Source organism: Enterobacter sp. 04-C-12-SI-ECC (assembly GCF_047530715.1).
GTDB lineage: Bacteria > Pseudomonadota > Gammaproteobacteria > Enterobacterales > Enterobacteriaceae > Enterobacter > Enterobacter bugandensis.
The window spans coordinates 118081-136612 of sequence record NZ_JBLKDI010000007.1 but is presented as its reverse complement, the minus strand read 5'-3'; the positions used below and the strand labels follow the sequence as shown (position 1 = coordinate 136612).

Genomic DNA, 18532 nt, shown 5'->3' with positions numbered 1-18532 from the left:
CTCCCGTGGGGGATTAGACAGGGAGGAGTGGCGGGGATGAGCGTAAAAGTGTGATCGAGGCCACTCTGAGAGCATAGCTTGAGTGTGCCCGGAAGATAAAAAAGTAACCGGGGAGAATGTCAAAGAAATGAAATGCGGTTTTGGATGAAATTAATCCACGCTGAAATGATTGCTTACGGAGAATAATATTTCAGCAATCGGGTCCTGCCTAAGGAGATTATTAATCTCACTCAACTTTACCCGAAGTTTATTAAATTCGACGTCATTATACCTTTCTGAAACCAGTTTCAGCCCAGCCTCGTGACATCCATACAAGCCAGCATTGACGCGGCATCAAAGCCTTTTCAAAAAAGTTCCAGCACTGGCCGGAATGTTTTGTGACAGAGTGCAAATTCAGAGCCACAAAAGCCAGACATAACTTGCAATAGTTCTCTTTCTGACCGACCTTATAGCTATTAATTACGAAGCGCAAAAAAAATAAATTCTCTCGTTCCCCACAGTGAAGTGAAACCTATGTTGATTCCGTCAAAATTAAGTCGCCCGGTTCGTCTTGACCATACAGTGGTCCGCGAGCGTCTGCTGGCTAAACTTTCCGGCGCGCATAATTTCCGACTGGCGCTGGTTACGAGCCCTGCAGGTTATGGAAAAACAACGCTCATTTCACAATGGGCCGCAGGTAAGAGCGATCTTGGCTGGTACTCCCTCGACGAGGGCGATAACCAGCAAGAGCGTTTTGCCAGCTATCTGATTGCCGCTATTCAACAGGCAACCAACGGACACTGCGTCGCCAGCGAGGCAATGGTGCAAAAGCGCCAGTACGCCAGTCTGTCCTCCCTTTTCTCTCAGCTGTTTATCGAACTGGCCGAATGGCATCGCCCGCTGTACGTGGTGATTGATGACTATCATCTGATCACGAACCCGGTTATCCATGAGTCTATGCGCTTCTTCCTGCGCCACCAGCCGGAAAACCTGACCCTGGTCGTGCTGTCACGCAACCTGCCGCAGCTCGGTATTGCCAACCTGCGCGTGCGCGATCAGCTTCTGGAAGTGGGCAGCCAGCAGCTGGCCTTTACCCACCAGGAAGCGAAACAGTTCTTTGACTGCCGCCTGACCTCACCCATTGAGGCCTCCGAAAGCAGCCGCTTGTGTGATGATGTCGCAGGCTGGGCCACGGCGCTACAGCTGATTGCCCTTTCTGCCCGGCAAAACAACAGCCCGACGCACCAGTCTGCGCGCCGTCTGGCCGGCATCAACGCCAGCCATCTTTCGGATTACCTGGTGGATGAGGTGCTGAACAGCGTCGATCCCTCCACCCGCAATTTCCTGCTGAAAAGCTCCCTGCTGCGCTCCATGAACGACGCGCTGATTGTGCGCGTAACAGGCTGTGAGAACGGTCAGCTGCAGCTGGAAGAGATTGAACGTCAGGGCCTGTTCCTGACGCGCATGGACGACCCCGGCGAGTGGTTCAGCTATCACCCGCTGTTTGGCAGCTTCCTGCGCCAGCGCTGCCAGTGGGAGCTGGCAACGGAATTGCCGGAAATCCACCGCGCCGCCGCCGAAAGCTGGATGGCGCAAGGCTTCCCGAGCGAGGCCATTCACCACGCGCTTGCCGCCGGTGACGCCAGCATGCTGCGCGATATCCTGCTTAACCACGCGTGGGGGCTGTTTAACCACAGCGAACTGACGCTGCTGGAAGAGTCGTTGAAAGCCTTGCCGTGGGAGAGCCTGCTGGAGAACCCGCGTCTGGTGCTGCTCCAGGCCTGGCTGATGCAGAGCCAGCACCGCTACAGCGAAGTGAATACCCTGCTGGCGCGCGCCGAGCAGGAGATGGAAAGCGAAATGGATATCACCCTGCACGGCGAATTTAACGCCCTGCGGGCGCAGGTCGCGATTAACGACGGCGATGCGGATGAAGCGGAACGGCTGGCGATGGTCGCGCTGGATGAACTGCCGCTGGCGAATTTCTACAGCCGGATTGTGGCTACCTCGGTGCACGGCGAAGTGCTGCACTGCAAGGGCGAACTGACGCGCTCCCTTTCGCTGATGCAGCAAACCGAGCAGATGGCGCGCCGCCATGATGTGTGGCACTACGCCCTGTGGAGCCTGATTCAGCAAAGCGAGATTTTATTCGCACAGGGGTTCCTGCAGGCCGCCTGGGAAAATCAGGAAAAAGCGTTCCAGCTGATTCGTGAACAGCACCTGGAACAGCTGCCGATGCACGAGTTCCTGTTGCGTATTCGCGCTCAACTGCTGTGGGCATGGTCGCGTCTGGATGAAGCAGAAAGCTGCGCCCGTCAGGGTGTGAACGTGCTCTCTGGCTTCCAGCCTCAGCAGCAATTGCAGTGTCTGGCCCTGCTGGTGCAGTGCTCGCTGGCGCGTGGCGATCTGGATAACGCCCGCAATCACCTTAACCGTCTGGAAAACCTGCTCGGCAACGGTCAGTACCACAGCGACTGGGTATCGAACGCCGACAAGGTTCGGGTGATTTACTGGCAGATGACGGGAGACAAAAAATCCGCCGCCAACTGGCTGCGCCAGACGCCTAAACCGGAATTTGCCAATAACCACTTCCTGCAAAGCCAGTGGCGCAACATCGCCCGCGTGCAGATCCTGCTGGGTGACTTTGAGCCTGCCGAAATTGTGCTGGAAGAGTTAAACGAAAACGCCCGCAACCTGCGTTTGATGAGCGACCTGAACCGCAACCTGCTGCTGCTCAACCAGCTTTACTGGCAGGCGGGCCGCAAAAATGATGCCCAGCGCGTGCTGCTGGAAGCCTTGCAGCTGGCGAACCGCACCGGGTTTATTAGCCACTTCGTGATTGAAGGTGAAGTGATGGCGCAGCAGCTGCGCCAGCTGATTCAGCTCAACACGCTGCCGGAGCTGGATCAGCATCGCGCCCAGCGCATTCTGCGCGAGATTAATCAGCACCATCGCCACAAGTTTGCGCATTTTGACGAGAACTTTGTTGAACGCCTGCTGAACCACCCGGAAGTGCCGGAGCTTATTCGCACCAGCCCGCTCACCCAGCGCGAATGGCAGGTGCTGGGGCTGATCTATTCAGGCTATAGCAACGAGCAGATTGCCGGTGAGCTGGCGGTGGCGGCAACCACCATCAAAACGCACATTCGCAATCTGTATCAGAAGCTGGGCGTGGCGCACCGTCAGGACGCGGTGCAGCATGCGCAGCAGCTGTTGAAGATGATGGGGTACGGAGTTTAGTTTTGTGCGGCCTGATGCCCTCACCCCGGCCCTCTCACTGTGGGAGAGGGAGAACGGCTTTTCAACACAACTCTAACTGCACATTATTATCCTTAATCACCTGCATTACGCCCGCCGGTGGCATCACGTCGGTGTAGACCGCATTCACCATGCTGATGCTGCCCATGTTCACCATCGCGTTTCGGCCAAACTTCGAATGGTCCACTACCAGCATCACGTGGCGCGAGTTTTCAATAATCGCGCGCTTGGTGCGCACCTCGTGGTAATCAAACTCCAGCAGCGAGCCATCGGTGTCGATGCCGCTGATCCCCAGGATGCCGAAGTCGAGGCGGAACTGAGAGATAAAGTCGAGCGTCGCTTCGCCGATAATTCCGCCGTCGCGGCTGCGCAGTTCGCCGCCCGCGAGGATGATGCGGAAATCATCTTTCTGCATCAACGTGTTGGCGACGTTCAGGTTGTTGGTCACCACGCGCAGGTTCTCGTGATCCAGCAGCGCATGGGCGACCGCTTCCGGCGTGGTGCCGATGTCAATAAACAGCGTCGCACCGTTCGGGATTTGGCTCGCCACTTTACGCGCAATGCGCTCTTTCTCGGCCGTCTGCGTGGCTTTACGGTCGTGCCAGGAGGTGTTGACCGAGCTGGACGGCAGCGCCGCGCCGCCGTGGTGGCGCAAAATACGGTTCTGATCGGCCAGATCGTTCAGGTCACGACGGATGGTTTGCGGGCTGACGGCAAACTGCTCGACCAGCTCTTCGGTGCTGACGTATCCCTGTTTTTTGACCAGTTCGATAATGGCGTCATGACGTTGTGTTTGTTTCATCAATTATCCCTGAGAATTATGTTCGTTTTCGCGCATGGAGCGTGTCGGCAAGCGCCATTGCAAGACCGACGGCGAGGCCGGTGACGTGCGCACCATTGGCGATAGACATACCAAACAGATCAAACCATCCGGCAATTAGCCATATTAACGCAAAGGCTATTAATCCGCGTTGTAAATAGATGCCGCTTTCCGGGTCGCGCTCCCCGCGAAGCCAGACGTAGCCCATCAAAGCGTAGACGACACCCGACAGCCCGCCGAACCACGGGCCGCTGAATTTATGCTGTACATAGCCGCTCAGCAGGGCGCTGATTACGGTGATGACAATCAGCTTGCCGCTGCCGAGCCGCTTCTCAACGATACCGCCGAGATACCACCACCACAGCAGGTTAAAGAGGATATGCATCACCGAGAAATGCATCAGCGCGTGGGTAAAGTAGCGCCAGACGTCAAAATCCAGCGACGGATCATACGGCCACGCCAGCGCGATCATCACGCTCTGGTCGCCCACCACGTTCATAATAATGAAGACGATAATGCAGGCTGCCATCAGCAGCAGCGTAAACGGGCCCGCGCGCTCGCGAATCGTGGCAAGGAAGGGAAAGCGGCTGTAATGCAGTCCGCTGCCGGTCTGCCCGGATTGCCAGCTGGCCGCCAGATAACGCGGGTCGCCGGGGTTCTCAAGGAAACGCGCCAGCTCCTCGTTGACCCGCCCTGCCTGGCTCTCATCGGCCAGCCAGACGTCGGTCTGAGTATGTTGCTGAATGGTCAGAATAACGCCCTGCGTCGCCATATAGTCGACAAACGCCTGGGCGACGCGCGGGTTGGTAAAAGAGGTGATCATCAACATGGGCAGCGGTCGCTTATTTCCACACAAAAGGGGACAGTATAGCGGGATTAGCGCTCAAACGCGTATTCCACTTCTGCCGGGAAATGACGATGCCAGGCATCAAAGCCGCCGTCGACGCTGTATACCGCGTCATAGCCTTGCTGAATCAGATACTGCGCCGCGCCTTTGCTGCTGTTGCCGTGGTAGCACATGACCATAACGGGCGTTTCGAAGTCGTTATCGCGCATAAACGCGCCCAGCGTGTCGTTGGTCAGATGAAACGCGCCCGGCGTGTGGCCCATCGCAAAACTCTGCGGGTCGCGGATGTCCACCAGCACCGCTTTTCCCTGGTGCATCTTCTGGTGGGCTTCTTCTACGTTAATACATTCAAACTGATCCATGGTGTTCTCTTTACAGTGGTCAACGACAAGATTTTACCCCGTAGTGTACGTCCTGGCGGCGGGTAAACGCCATTATGTTATCCATATCACTCTAAATTGTTTTTTTGATGTTACCAAAAGCGCGTTCCTTTGCTATTATGAGCGATATCGAACATTTTTGAGCTTTAACGAAAGTGCATGAGGGTGTTATGGAAACCAAAGATCTGATTGTGATAGGCGGTGGCATCAACGGTGCCGGTATTGCGGTTGATGCCGCAGGACGCGGTTTATCCGTGCTGATGCTGGAAGCTAACGATCTCGCCTGCGCGACGTCGTCCGCCAGCTCCAAGCTGATCCACGGTGGCCTGCGCTACCTGGAACACTACGAATTCCGCCTGGTCAGCGAAGCGCTGGCCGAACGCGAAGTGCTGCTGAAAATGGCCCCGCATCTGGCGATCCCGATGCGCTTCCGCCTGCCGCACCGTCCGCACCTGCGTCCGGCGTGGATGATCCGCATCGGCCTGTTTATGTACGATCATCTGGGCAAACGCACCAGCCTGCCGGGTTCGAATGGTTTGCGTTTTGGCTCAGAATCGGTCCTTAAGCCGGAAATCGTGCGCGGTTTCGAATATTCAGACTGCTGGGTGGACGATGCGCGCCTGGTTCTGGCGAATGCGCAGATGGTCGAGAAGAAAGGCGGCGAGGTGAAAACCCGCACCCGCGCGACCGCCGCCCGCCGCGAAAACGGCCTGTGGATTGTGGAAGCGGAAGACGTGGATACCGGCGAGAAGTTCAGCTGGAAGGCGCGCGGCCTGGTGAACGCCACCGGCCCGTGGGTGAAGCAGTTCTTCGACGACGGCATGCACCTGCCTTCCCCGTACGGCATCCGCCTGATCAAAGGCAGCCACATTGTGGTGCCGCGCGTGCATACCCAGAAGCAGGCCTACATTCTGCAGAACGAAGACAAACGCATCGTGTTTGTGATCCCGTGGATGGACGAATTCTCCATCATCGGGACCACCGACGTGGAGTACAAGGGCGATCCGAAGAACGTCGAGATCGACGAGAGCGAAGTGAACTACCTGTTGAAAGTGTATAACGCGCACTTTAAGAAACAGCTGTCGCGCGACGACGTGGTCTGGACCTACTCTGGCGTGCGTCCGCTGTGCGATGACGAGTCTGACTCACCGCAGGCCATCACCCGCGACTACACGCTTGATATCCACGACGTAGACGGTCAGGCACCGCTGCTGTCGGTGTTTGGCGGCAAGCTGACTACCTACCGCAAGCTGGCCGAGCACGCGCTGGAAAAACTGGCGCCGTACTACAAAGGTATTGGCCCGGCGTGGACCAAAGAGGCAGTGCTGCCCGGCGGAGATATTGGCGGAAACCGCGACGATTACGCCGCGAAGCTGCGCCGTCGCTTCCCGTTCATCACCGAAGGAATGGCGCGCCACTATGCCCGCACCTACGGCAGCAATACCGAGCTGTTCCTGGGCGATGCGAAATCGCTTGCCGATCTGGGCGAGCATTTCGGCCACGAGCTGTACGAGGCCGAACTGCGCTACCTGGTTGAGCACGAGTGGGTGCGTCGTCTGGACGATGCTATCTGGCGCCGTACTAAGGAAGGGATGTGGCTCAACGCCGAGCAGCAGTCTCGCGTGGCGCAGTGGCTGCAGCAGCATGCGGGGAAGCGTGAGCTGTCGCTGGCGTCGTGATGTAAAAAAGCCCGGTGGCGCCACCGGGCTTTGTTTTTACAACCGCACCGGATCAATATGCCAGATGTTCTCGGCATACTCCTTGATGGTCCTGTCAGACGAGAAATACCCCATGTTGGCGATGTTGTGCATCGCCGCGCTGGTCCACTTCTCCTGCTGACGGTACAGCTCGTCCACTTTATCCTGGCAGTCCACGTAGCTGCGATAATCCGCCAGCACCTGATAGTGGTCGCCAAAGTTAATCAGCGAATCCACCAGATCGCGATAGCGGCCCGGCTCGTCGGGGCTGAACACACCGGTCGCAATCTGCGTCAGGACCTGACGTAGCTCTTCATCCCCTTCATAAAACTCACGCGGGGAATAGCCTTTCCTGCGCAGCGCCTCCACTTCTTCGGTGGTATTGCCGAAGATAAAGATATTCTCTTCCCCTACGTGCTCCAGCATCTCGACGTTCGCCCCGTCCAGGGTGCCGATGGTCAGCGCGCCGTTGAGGGCAAACTTCATGTTGCTGGTGCCGGACGCTTCCGTTCCCGCCGTGGAGATCTGCTCGGAGAGATCTGCCGCCGGGATGATCAGCTGCGCCAGGCTGACGCTGTAGTTCGGGATGAATACCACCTTCAGCTTGTCGCCAATCTCCGGATCCTGGTTCACCACCTTCGCCACGTCGTTGATCAGGTGAATAATGTGCTTCGCCATGTAGTAGGCGGAAGCCGCCTTACCGGCGAAGATCTTCACGCGCGGCACCCACTCTGCGGTTGGATCGGCCTTAATGCGGTTGTAGTGGGTAATCACGTGCAGCACGTTCATCAGCTGACGCTTGTACTCGTGGATGCGCTTGATCTGCACGTCAAACAGCGCTTTCGGGTTTGCGACCACGTTGAGGTGCATCGCCAGCCAGACCGCCAGACGTTTCTTGTTCAGCAGCTTGGCTTCCCGCACTGCCTTGTTCACCGTCGGGAAATCAATATGCTGCTTAAGCTCGCTCAGCTGGCTCAAATCGGTGCGCCAGGTGCGGCCGATATTCTCATCCAGCACGTCAGAGAGCGGCTGGTTGGCCAGCGCCAGCCAGCGGCGCGGCGTAACGCCGTTGGTGACGTTGCAGAAGCGTGTCGGGAAGATCTTCGCGAAGTCCGCAAACAGGGACTGCACCATCAGGTTCGAGTGCAGCTCGGACACCCCGTTGACCTTGTGGCTGATGACAACCGCCAGCCAGGCCATGCGCACGCGACGACCGTTGGATTCATCAATGATCGAGGCACGGCTCAGCAGCCCGGTATCGTTCGGGTACTGCTCCTGCAGCGTCTTGAGGAAGTAGTCGTTGATCTCGAAGATGATTTGCAGGTGGCGCGGCAGAATTTTGCCGAGCATGTCCACCGGCCAGGTCTCCAGCGCTTCGCTCATCAGGGTGTGATTGGTGTAGGAGAACACCTGGCACGTCACCTCAAACGCGTCGTCCCAACTGAACTTGTGCTCGTCGATCAGCAGGCGCATCAGCTCGGGAATGGAGAGCACCGGATGGGTGTCGTTAAGGTGAATCGCGGTTTTCTCCGCCAGGTTGGCGTAGGTTTTGTGCAGCTGATGGTGACGGCTGAGGATGTCCTGAATCGTCGCGGAGACGAGGAAATACTCCTGACGCAGGCGCAGCTCGCGCCCGGAGTAGGTTGAGTCATCCGGGTACAGCACGCGGGAGACGTTCTCGGAGTGGTTTTTATCTTCCACCGCCGCAAAGTAGTCGCCCTGGTTAAATTTACCGAGGTTGATTTCGCTACTCGCCTGGGCGTTCCACAGGCGCAGCGTATTGGTCGCATCGGTGTCATAGCCGGGGATGATCTGATCATAGGCCACGGCGAGGATCTCTTCGGTTTCCACCCAGCGGGACTTTTTCCCTTCCTGCTGAATGCGTCCGCCAAAGCGCACCTTGTAGCGCGTGTTGTGGCGCTTGAACTCCCACGGGTTGCCGTATTCCAGCCAGTAGTCCGGGGACTCTTTCTGGCGGCCGTCAACGATGTTCTGCTTGAACATGCCGTAGTCGTAGCGAATACCGTAGCCGCGCCCCGGCAGCGCCAGCGTTGCCAGCGAGTCAAGGAAGCAGGCGGCAAGACGGCCGAGACCGCCGTTACCCAGCCCCGGGTCGTTCTCTTCGTCAATCAGCTCTTCTAAATCCAGCCCCATCTCTTCCAGCGCGGTTTTGACGTCGTCGTAGATACCGAGCGACAGCAGCGCGTTGGAGAGGGTGCGGCCAATCAAAAATTCCATCGACAGGTAGTAAACCTGCCGCGTCTCCTGCGAAAGCTGGGCGCGGTTAGAGCGCAGCCAGCGTTCGACCATGCGGTCACGCACCGCAAACAGGGTGGCGTTCAGCCACTCGTGTTTGTTGGCGATGACCGGATCTTTCCCGATGGTAAACATCAGCTTGTAGGCGATGGAGTGCTTTAACGCCTCAACGCTGAGCGTGGGGGAAGAGTAGCTAAATGGAGCGTTCATATCAGTAACTTCGCCTCGTTACATCAAGCGTTGATAAAGGTCGCGGTACGACTGCGCCGCAACGTGCCAGCTAAAGTCCATGGACATCGCCTGACGCTGAACGTAACGCCACAGGGATGGACGGGACCACAAGACGAACGCACGCCGAATCGCCCGAAGCAGCGACCAGGCATTACTGTCTTCAAAGACAAACCCGCTGGCGATACCATCCGCCAGGTTTTCCAGAGAGCTATCCGACACCGTATCCGCCAGCCCGCCCGTGCGGCGCACCAGCGGCAGCGTGCCGTATTTCAGGCCGTAGAGCTGCGTCAGGCCGCAGGGTTCGAAACGGCTTGGCACCAGAATCACGTCCGCGCCGCCCATAATGCGGTGCGAGAACGCTTCGTGATAGCCAATCTGCACGCCCACCTGCCCCGGATGTTCCGCGGCGGCGGCGAGGAAACCTTCCTGCAGCACCGGGTCGCCCGCGCCGAGCAGCGCCAGCTGTCCGCCCTGCTCCAGTAAACCGGGCAGCGCCTCCAGCACCAGATCCAGCCCTTTCTGGCTGGTCAGGCGGCTGACCACCGCAAACAGCGGCACCTTGTCGTTGACCTTCAGCCCCATCGCAATTTGCAGCTGGCGTTTGTTTTCAGCTTTATCTTCCACCGAGTCGCGGCCATAGCGCGCGGCAAGCAGGAGATCGGTTTCAGGGCTCCAGATCTGCTCATCCACGCCGTTCAGAATGCCCGACAGGCGGCCTTCACGATGGCGCTGCTGCAGCAGCCCTTCCAGACCGTAGCCAAACTCCGGCTGGGTAATTTCACGCGCGTAGGTGGGGCTCACCGCCGTGATGTGGTCGGCGTAGTACAGCCCGGCCTTCAGGAACGAAATTTGCCCGTTGAACTCCAGCCCGTGCATGTTATAGAACGACCATGGCAGATCGATGTCATTCATATGATGCGCATAGTACATGCCCTGATACGCCAGGTTGTGCACCGTAAACACCGATTTTGCCGGATGCCCTTTTGCCGCCAGATACGCTGGCGTCAGCCCGGCGTGCCAGTCGTGCGCGTGGACCACATCCGGACGCCAGAATGGATCCAGCCCGACGGCCATCTCCGCCCCCACCCAGCCGAGCAGCGCAAAGCGCAGCACGTTGTCGGTATAGGCGAACAGGTTGGTATCGTGATACGGGCTGCCCGGACGGTCGTACAGATGCGGCGCGTCGATCAGGTAGATCCCTACGCCGTTGTAATGCCCAAACAGCAGGGTGATGCGTCCGGCAAACGTTTCACGGCGGGTCACCACCTTTGCATCAGGTATGCCGCGCCGGATATCCGGAAAGGCGGGCAGCAGGACGCGGGTATCGACTCCACCGGCGATTTGCGCCGCCGGTAATGCACCAAGAACATCCGCCAGGCCGCCCGTTTTTAACAACGGGAACATCTCAGAACATACGTGTAAAACCTGCATCATCGCTCCTGTTTGATCTGCAGCTTCCGCAACATTTCCCGTGTGACTAACACGATCCCCTCTTCAGAACGGTAGAAGCGACGCGCATCTTCTTCCGCGTTTTCACCAATCACCATTCCCTCAGGAATGACGCAGGCACGGTCGATCACGCAGCGACGCAGACGACACGAACGCCCTACCCAGACATCCGGCAGCAGAACCGCCGAATCGATATTACAGAATGAGTTTATACGCACGCGCGGGAACAGCACGGACTGCACCACCACCGAACCGGAGATGATGCACCCGCCGGAGACCAGCGAGTTCAGGGTCATGCCGTGGCTGCCGGAGCGGTCCTGCACGAACTTCGCCGGCGGCAGGGATTCCATGTGGGTACGAATCGGCCAGTTCTGGTCGTACATATCCAGCTCAGGCGTCACGGACGCCAGATCGAGGTTGGCTTTCCAGTACGCTTCCAGGGTTCCCACATCACGCCAGTATGGCTCCGCATTCGGATCGGACTGCACGCAGGACAATGGGAAGGGATGTGCATAGGCCATGCCAGCTTTGGTAATTTTCGGGATGATGTCTTTACCGAAGTCGTGGCTGGAGCTTTCGTCTTTGTCGTCTTCTTCGAGCAGCTCATAAAGATAATCTGCATCAAAGACATAGATCCCCATGCTGGCGAGCGATTTGGTGTCATCGCCCGGCATGGTTGGCGGGTTCGCCGGTTTTTCAACGAAGTCGATAATCTTGTCGTCCGCATCCACGTGCATCACGCCAAACGCCGTCGCCTCGGCAACGGGCACCGGCAGACACGCCACGGTGCAGCGCGCCCCTTTTTCGACGTGGTCGATAAGCATGTGCGAGTAATCCTGCTTGTAGATGTGGTCACCCGCGAGGATCACGATGTATTCCGCGCTGTAGCGGCGAATAATGTCGAGGTTTTGGGTCACCGCATCCGCCGTGCCGCGGTACCAGTTTTCCCCGTGTACGCGCTGCTGCGCCGGGAGCAGATCGACAAACTCGTTCATCTCTTCGCTGAAGAATGACCAGCCGCGCTGAATGTGCTGTACCAGGGTGTGCGACTGATACTGAGTAATGACGCCAATGCGGCGAATGCCCGAGTTCAGGCAGTTTGAGAGCGCAAAGTCGATAATGCGGAACTTACCACCAAAGTGAACGGCCGGCTTGGCGCGCTTGATGGTCAAATCTTTCAGACGGGTACCACGCCCGCCCGCAAGTATCAGGGCAACGGTTTTTAATGGTAGCTGGCGCGCCAACATTAACGGATCGTTCTTCTCTAATCTAACCATGACTAACTCCTTTTTTATCATCTTTGGAATACGCACACTCCGTGCGCAGGCCCGTGCCAGACAGCCATTACTACCGGATTATCCGCTCCGGCAAAGGGGGGAACAGCTCGCCACTCCCCGTCAGGTAAAACAATCTCTGCGACGTCGTCCGTCGCGTTCAGCGTCACCAGCCACTTATCCGAAAGCAGGATTTGCAGGCAGGTGATGCCGTGTTGCCACTCTTGCGCGCTCAACGGCTGCGCGTCTTTATTCAGCCAGCTAACGTTGCCGTCGCCCTCTTCCCACCAGCTGTCGGCGGTAAGGGCGGGGATCTGCTGGCGAAGGTGGATCAGCGCCGCGGTGAAATGGGTCAACCCGCTGTTCGCCTCCCCCCAGTCGAGCCAGGTTAAGGTATTGTCCTGGCAATAGGCGTTGTTATTGCCGTGCTGGCTGTGGCCGTACTCGTCGCCCGCCAGCAGCATCGGCGTGCCCTGAGACAGCAAAAGCGTCGTCAGCAGCGCATGAACGCTGGCGCGTCGCCGCTCGATCACATCCAGACTTCCGCCTAACCCTTCTATACCATGATTGAAGCTATGGTTATTGTTAGTGCCATCGCGATTCTCTTCGCCGTTGGCCTCATTGTGTTTCTGATTGAAACAAACGCAGTCGCGCAGCGTAAAACCGTCATGCGCCGTCACCAGGTTGATGGTGGCCGACGGACGTTTTCCGTCGCGCTTAAAGAGATCGCTGGAGCCGGCAAAGCGTCCGGCGAACTCGCCCAGCGACAAATCGCGCGCCAGCCAGAAGCGGCGGATGGCATCGCGGTAGTGGTCGTTCCACTCGGCAAACAGCGGCGGGAAGTTCCCCACCTGATAACCGCCTTCACCAATGTCCCAGGGTTCCGCAATCAGCTTCACCGTTGAGAGCACCGGGCAGTTTTTTATCGCCTCAAACAGCGGCGCCTGCTGGCTAAATGCTGGAGTGCGCCCCATCACCGGCGCCAGGTCGAAACGAAAACCGTCCACGTGGAACGTTTCAACCCAGTATTTCAGGCACTCGTACGCGTAATGCGTGACCGCCGGATGGCTGAGGTTGAGGGTGTTACCGCACCCGGTCCAGTTCTCGTAATCACCATCTTCCCTGATCCAATAATAGCTACGGTTATCGATTCCGCGCTGTGAGAGCGTCGGGCCGTCAAGATCGCTTTCCGCACTGTGGTTCAGCACCACGTCCAGAATGACCTCAATGCCCGCGGCGTGGAGTGCCTTCACCGCGTCGCGAAACTCGTCCCGCGCTTTCTCCGGATGCACCGCGTAGCGCGGGTCGAGAGCGAACATCGCCAGCGGGTTGTAGCCCCAGTAGTTGCTTAACCCAAGACGCTGAAGACGCGGCTCGCTGGCGAAATGCGCCACCGGAAGCAGCTCCAGCGCGGTGATGCCCAAATGCTTCAGGTAAGCGACCATGGTCGGATGCCCCAGCGCTTTGTAGGTGCCGCGCATCTCTTTGGGGATCGACGGGTGCAGGTAGGTCAGCCCTTTGACGTGCGCTTCATAGATGACGGTGTTACCCCACGGCGTGCGCGGCGGGGCATCGTCTTCCCAGTCGTAGAGATCGTGCACCACCGCGCTTTTCGGCGCGACGGGCGCGCTGTCGCGGTGGTCCGGTTCGCCGTAGCCGACGTGGAACAGCGGGTCGTCTTTAAACTCGCCGTCCACGCGGCGCGCGCACGGGTCAATCAGCAGCTTCGCCGGGTTAAACCAGTGCCCCTGAGAAGGCTCCCACAGGCCGTGTACGCGAAAACCGTAGTGCATTCCCGGACGCCCGCCGGACAGGTAACCGTGCCAGATGTCTCCCGTGCGGGACGGTAAATCGTAACGGTGCTCGTTACCCTCCCCGTCAAACACGCAGAGCTCCACCCGCTCCGCGTGAGCAGAAAAGAGCGTGAAGTTCACACCCTTTCCGTCAAAACTCGCGCCGAGCGGTTCGGGTTTACCTGCCGTAAGCTGCGTCATTCTCCCTCCCGCATCAGCCAGATGGTGCCAAGCGGCGGCAGCGTCAGGCTCAGGGAGTTTGGACGCCCGTGGCTTTCAATCGCATCGCTCTGCACCAGCCCGCCATTACCGGCGTTACTGCCGTGGTAATGCATGGAATCGGTATTCAGGATCTCGCGCCATTTGCCCGGCTGGTTAATGCCGAAGCGGTAGTGTTCGCGCGGCACCGGCGTGAAGTTGCTGGCGACGATAATCTCGTTGCCCGCTTTATCGCGACGTACAAAGACAAACACCGAGCGCTCGTGGTCGTCCACCACCAGCCACTCAAAGCCGTACGGGTCGAAGTCCAGCTCGTGTAGCGCTTTGTGGTGGCGGTAGGTCAGGTTCAGGTCGCGCACCAGACGCTGTACGCCGTGGTGCCAGTTGTCGCCGCCCTCCAGCAGATGCCAGTCGAGGCTGGTGTCGTGGTTCCACTCGCGACCCTGGGCGAACTCATTGCCCATAAACAGCAGCTTTTTGCCCGGGAAGGCAAACATCCAGCCGTAGTAGGCGCGCAGGTTGGCAAACTTCTGCCACGCGTCGCCCGGCATGCGGTCGAGAATGGATTTTTTGCCGTGCACCACTTCATCGTGCGACAGCGGCAGCATGAAGTTTTCGGTGTAGTTGTAGAGCAGCCCGAAGGTGAGCTTATCGTGGTGATACTGACGATAAACCGGGTCGAGCTTCATGTAGTCGAGCGTGTCGTGCATCCAGCCCAGGTTCCACTTGTACCAGAACCCCAGGCCGCCTGATGACGGAGGGCGGGAGACGCCCGCAAAATCCGTCGACTCTTCCGCCATGGTCACGGCGCCTTCCACCTGCTCGCCAATGATGCGGTTGGTGTTGCGCAGAAACTCAATCGCTTCGAGGTTTTCACGGCCGCCATACTCGTTCGGGATCCACTCCCCCTCTTTGCGGCTGTAGTCGCGGTAGATCATCGAGGCCACCGCATCCACGCGCAGGGCATCAATGCCGAAGCGTTCGATCCAGTACAGCGCATTCCCCACCAGGTAATTCGACACTTCACGGCGACCGTAGTTGTAGATGAGCGTGTTCCAGTCCTGGTGATAGCCTTCGCGCGGGTCGCTGTGCTCGTACAGCTTCGTGCCGTCGAACTCTGCCAGCGCAAAATCGTCCGACGGGAAATGGCCCGGCACCCAGTCGAGGATCACGTTCAGCCCGGCGGCGTGCGCGGCATCAATGAAATAGCGGAAATCATCGCGCGTGCCGAAGCGCCGCGTGGGCGCATACAGCCCGGTGGGCTGATAGCCCCAGCTGCCGTCGAACGGGTGCTCGTTAACCGGCAGCAGTTCGAGGTGGGTAAAGCCCATCCATTTGGCGTACGGCACCAGCTGGTCGGCGAGCTCCCGGTAGCTGAGCCAGAAGTTGTTATCGGTGTGGCGGCGCCAGGAGCCGAGATGCACTTCGTAAACGGAGATCGGCGCATCAAAGCGGTTGGCCTGCTTGCGCTCCTCGGTCTGGACGACCTTCTCCGGCAGGCCGCAGATCAGCGATGCGGTATCCGGGCGCATCTGCGCCTCAAAGGCGTACGGGTCGGCTTTAATGCGCAGCTTGCCGTGCGCGTCGATCATCTCAAATTTGTAGAGCTGGCCGTTATGCGCCCCGGGGATAAACAGCTCCCAGATGCCCGTCTCACGGCGCAGGCGCATCGGGTGGCGGCGACCGTCCCAGTAGTTGAACTGCCCAACGACGGAAACGCGCTGGGCGTTTGGCGCCCATACGGCAAAGCGCGTGCCAGTGATACCGTCCATGGTATCCGCGTGGGCACCCAGCGTTTCGTAGGGGCGTAAATGGGTCCCTTCGGACAGCAGCCAGGCATCCATCTCTTTTAAGAGCGGCCCAAAGCTGTAGGGATCGTCAATCAGGTTTTGCTGGCCGTGCCAGATAACGGCGAGCTGATAGCGAAAGGGGTTTTTACGGCGGGGCATGACGCCCGAGAAGAAGCCGCGCGAGTCGAGGCATTCCAGATTACCCACCTTGCGGCCGGTTTTGGGTTCGATAACCCACACTTCTGTCGCATCCGGCAACAGCGCCCGAACTTCCAGTCCGGCCTCTGTACGGTGCATCCCTAGCACAGAAAAGGGGTCAGCAAAATGACCCGCAATAAGCGCATTAATCACGTCTCTCGAAATACGATCGGACATGGTATTCATCCTGTTTTTTTATGTCGCCCTTTTTACGCGCTCCGGGACGACTTTTAATGTGACCTAAACGGTGCAGTTGATCCTCTCTGCTCCGCCCTACCCTCAGGTGAGAAATAAATCTTCCTTAAAGCATAGCCAACGTCGTGGTTCCTCCTGATAAAAAATAAGACATCTGCGTTTTACTCCATGTAGTACGCAAAAAAAGGGGGTGACAATCACCCCCCGTGTTTAACAAATTATTACGCCAGCTGGCGCAGCATGCGGCGCAGCGGCTCGGCGGCCCCCCACAGGAGCTGGTCGCCGACGGTGAACGCGGAGAGATACTCCGGCCCCATGTTCAGCTTGCGCAGGCGGCCAACCGGCGTGGTCAGCGTGCCGGTAACGGCAGCCGGGGTCAGTTCACGCATGGTGATATCGCGATCGTTTGGTACCACTTTCGCCCACGGGTTGTGCGCGGCCAGCAGCTCTTCCACGGTCGGAATAGACACATCTTTTTTCAGTTTAATGGTGAAGGCCTGGCTGTGGCAGCGCAGCGCGCCGATACGCACGCACAGACCGTCAACCGGAATGGTATTCGCGGTGGCGAGAATTTTGTTGGTCTCCGCCTGGCCCTTCCACTCTTCGCGGGTCTGGCCGTTATCCAGCTGTTTGTCGATCCACGGGATCAGACCGCCGGCCAGCGGTACGCCGAAGTTATCCACCGGCAGCTCGCCGCTGCGGGTCAGCTGAGTGACTTTGCGCTCGATGTCGAGGATGGCGGACGCCGGGTTTGCCAGCTCGGTCGCGACGCTTTGGTGCAGCTGGCCCATCTGGGTCAGCAGCTCGCGCATGTGTCGCGCGCCGCCGCCGGACGCGGCCTGGTAGGTCGCCACGGAGACCCACTCCACCAGGTCCTGCGCGAACAGGCCGCCGAGTGACATCAGCATCAGGCTGACGGTGCAGTTGCCGCCAACAAAGATTTTCACGCCGTTGTTCAGGCCGTCGGTGATGACGTCCTGGTTAACCGGGTCGAGAATAATGATGGCATCGTCTTTCATGCGCAGTGAAGAGGCCGCGTCAATCCAGTAGCCCTGCCAGCCGCTTTCACGCAGCTTTGGATAGATTTCGTTGGTATAATCGCCGCCCTGGCAGGTCACAATAATGTCGAGTGCCTTCAGCGCTTCCAGATCGTAAGCGTCCTGCAACGTGCCTGTGGTACCACCAAAGGACGGAGCAGCCTGGCCGAGCTGAGAAGTGGAGAAGAAGACCGGGCGGATAGCGTCGAAATCGCGCTCTTCAACCATGCGTTGCATGAGTACAGAGCCGACCATACCGCGCCAGCCGATGAAACCAACGTTTTTCATAGCATTTTTTTCCTGCTGAGGGTGTGTGCTGATTGTGCAAGCCAGTATTGAACTGGGATATGCTTCACATTACAAAATGCTGCCAAAGTCGCAAGCGAAATTAATCGATGATTGCCCGGCAATCAGAAATACAGCTAATTATCATAATAACCATAGAGAGTTTCAGGGATAATTTACATGAGTGAAATCATTTCAGCAGCGGTTTTATTGATCCTGATAATGGATCCACTGGGCAACCTGCCCATCTTCATGTCGGTGCTGAAGCACACCGAGCCGAAGCGCCGCCGGGCGATCATGATCCGCGAGCTGCTTATTGCCCTGCTGGTGATGTTTATCTTCCTGTTTGCCGGTGAAAAAATCCTCGCGTTCCTGAACCTGCGCGCCGAAACGGTCTCTATTTCCGGCGGGATTATTCTCTTCCTGATTGCCATTAAGATGATCTTCCCGAGCGCCGAAGGCAGCAGCAGCGGCCTGCCCGCGGGCGAAGAGCCGTTTATCGTGCCGCTGGCGATTCCCCTCGTCGCGGGGCCAACCATTCTGGCGACGCTGATGCTGCTGTCGCATCAGTATCCGAATCAGATGAGCCATCTGGTGATTGCCCTGCTGATTGCCTGGGGCGGAACGTTTATTATCCTGCTGCAGTCGTCGCTGTTCCTGCGCCTGCTGGGTGAGAAAGGGGTGAACGCGCTGGAGCGTCTGATGGGGCTGATTCTGGTAATGATGGCGACGCAGATGTTCCTGGACGGCATCCGGGCGTGGATGAAAGGATGACTTTCTCCCTCTCCCCGTGGGAGAGGGCCGGGGTGAGGGCATCAGGCCGC

At 58.3% G+C, this 18532-nt stretch carries 12 protein-coding genes; 3 read left to right on the top strand and 9 right to left on the bottom strand.

What is annotated here, in order from left to right; genetic code table 11:
• Positions 1 to 513: 513 nt before the first annotated feature.
• On the top strand, positions 514 to 3219 hold the full coding sequence (gene malT, locus ACMWL8_RS12275; RefSeq protein WP_045259369.1) for an HTH-type transcriptional regulator MalT: 2706 nt from the start codon (positions 514 to 516) through the stop codon (positions 3217 to 3219).
• A 61-nt stretch (positions 3220 to 3280) separates the two neighbouring features.
• On the opposite strand, the gene ACMWL8_RS12270 is transcribed toward malT, so the two are convergent.
• From ACMWL8_RS12270 to glpE, 3 genes are read right to left on the bottom strand one after another with little or no spacing between them, the layout of a single operon-like run.
• The gene (locus ACMWL8_RS12270; protein ID WP_045259370.1) at positions 3281 to 4039 is read right to left on the bottom strand and encodes a DeoR/GlpR family transcriptional regulator; all 759 of its coding nucleotides are present in this window, start codon (positions 4037 to 4039) and stop codon (positions 3281 to 3283) included.
• A gap of 16 nt (positions 4040 to 4055) precedes the next feature.
• Entirely contained in the window at positions 4056 to 4886 is an 831-nt protein-coding gene (gene glpG / locus ACMWL8_RS12265) for a rhomboid family intramembrane serine protease GlpG (RefSeq protein ID WP_045259371.1), read from the bottom strand.
• 47 nt (positions 4887 to 4933) lie between these two features.
• Positions 4934 to 5266: a thiosulfate sulfurtransferase GlpE gene (gene glpE / locus ACMWL8_RS12260; protein ID WP_028014686.1), complete on the bottom strand. Its 333-nt coding sequence runs from the start codon at positions 5264 to 5266 to the stop codon at positions 4934 to 4936.
• 188 nt (positions 5267 to 5454) lie between these two features.
• Here glpE and glpD point away from each other — a divergent pair, with 188 nt between their 5' ends.
• Entirely contained in the window at positions 5455 to 6963 is a 1509-nt protein-coding gene (gene glpD / locus ACMWL8_RS12255; RefSeq protein WP_045259372.1) for a glycerol-3-phosphate dehydrogenase, read from the top strand.
• Between the two features lie 36 nt (positions 6964 to 6999).
• Here glpD and glgP read toward each other — a convergent pair whose 3' ends face one another.
• From glgP to asd, 6 genes are all read right to left on the bottom strand, one after another.
• Positions 7000 to 9447 carry a glycogen phosphorylase gene (gene glgP, locus ACMWL8_RS12250; protein WP_041911899.1) on the bottom strand — a complete coding sequence of 816 codons (2448 nt, stop codon included), beginning with the start codon at positions 9445 to 9447 and terminating at the stop codon, positions 7000 to 7002.
• A gap of 18 nt (positions 9448 to 9465) precedes the next feature.
• Positions 9466 to 10899: a glycogen synthase GlgA gene (gene glgA / locus ACMWL8_RS12245; protein WP_041911898.1), complete on the bottom strand. Its 1434-nt coding sequence runs from the start codon at positions 10897 to 10899 to the stop codon at positions 9466 to 9468.
• Complete coding sequence (gene glgC, locus ACMWL8_RS12240; protein WP_028014690.1) at positions 10899 to 12194, bottom strand: glucose-1-phosphate adenylyltransferase; 1296 nt, start codon at positions 12192 to 12194, stop codon at positions 10899 to 10901. The genes glgA and glgC overlap by 1 nt, the downstream gene beginning before the upstream one ends.
• A gap of 17 nt (positions 12195 to 12211) precedes the next feature.
• On the bottom strand, positions 12212 to 14185 hold the full coding sequence (gene glgX, locus ACMWL8_RS12235) for a glycogen debranching protein GlgX (protein WP_045259373.1): 1974 nt from the start codon (positions 14183 to 14185) through the stop codon (positions 12212 to 12214).
• Positions 14182 to 16368: a 1,4-alpha-glucan branching enzyme gene (gene glgB, locus ACMWL8_RS12230; RefSeq protein WP_045259374.1), complete on the bottom strand. Its 2187-nt coding sequence runs from the start codon at positions 16366 to 16368 to the stop codon at positions 14182 to 14184. The genes glgX and glgB overlap by 4 nt, the downstream gene beginning before the upstream one ends.
• 239 nt (positions 16369 to 16607) lie before the next feature.
• Positions 16608 to 17711 carry an aspartate-semialdehyde dehydrogenase gene (gene asd, locus ACMWL8_RS12225; RefSeq protein ID WP_414751591.1) on the bottom strand — a complete coding sequence of 368 codons (1104 nt, stop codon included), beginning with the start codon at positions 17709 to 17711 and terminating at the stop codon, positions 16608 to 16610.
• Between the two features lie 177 nt (positions 17712 to 17888).
• Here asd and yhgN point away from each other — a divergent pair, with 177 nt between their 5' ends.
• A complete protein-coding gene (yhgN, locus tag ACMWL8_RS12220) occupies positions 17889 to 18482 on the top strand; it encodes an NAAT family transporter YhgN (protein ID WP_003861574.1) in 594 nt (197 codons plus the stop codon).
• Positions 18483 to 18532 lie beyond the last annotated feature (50 nt).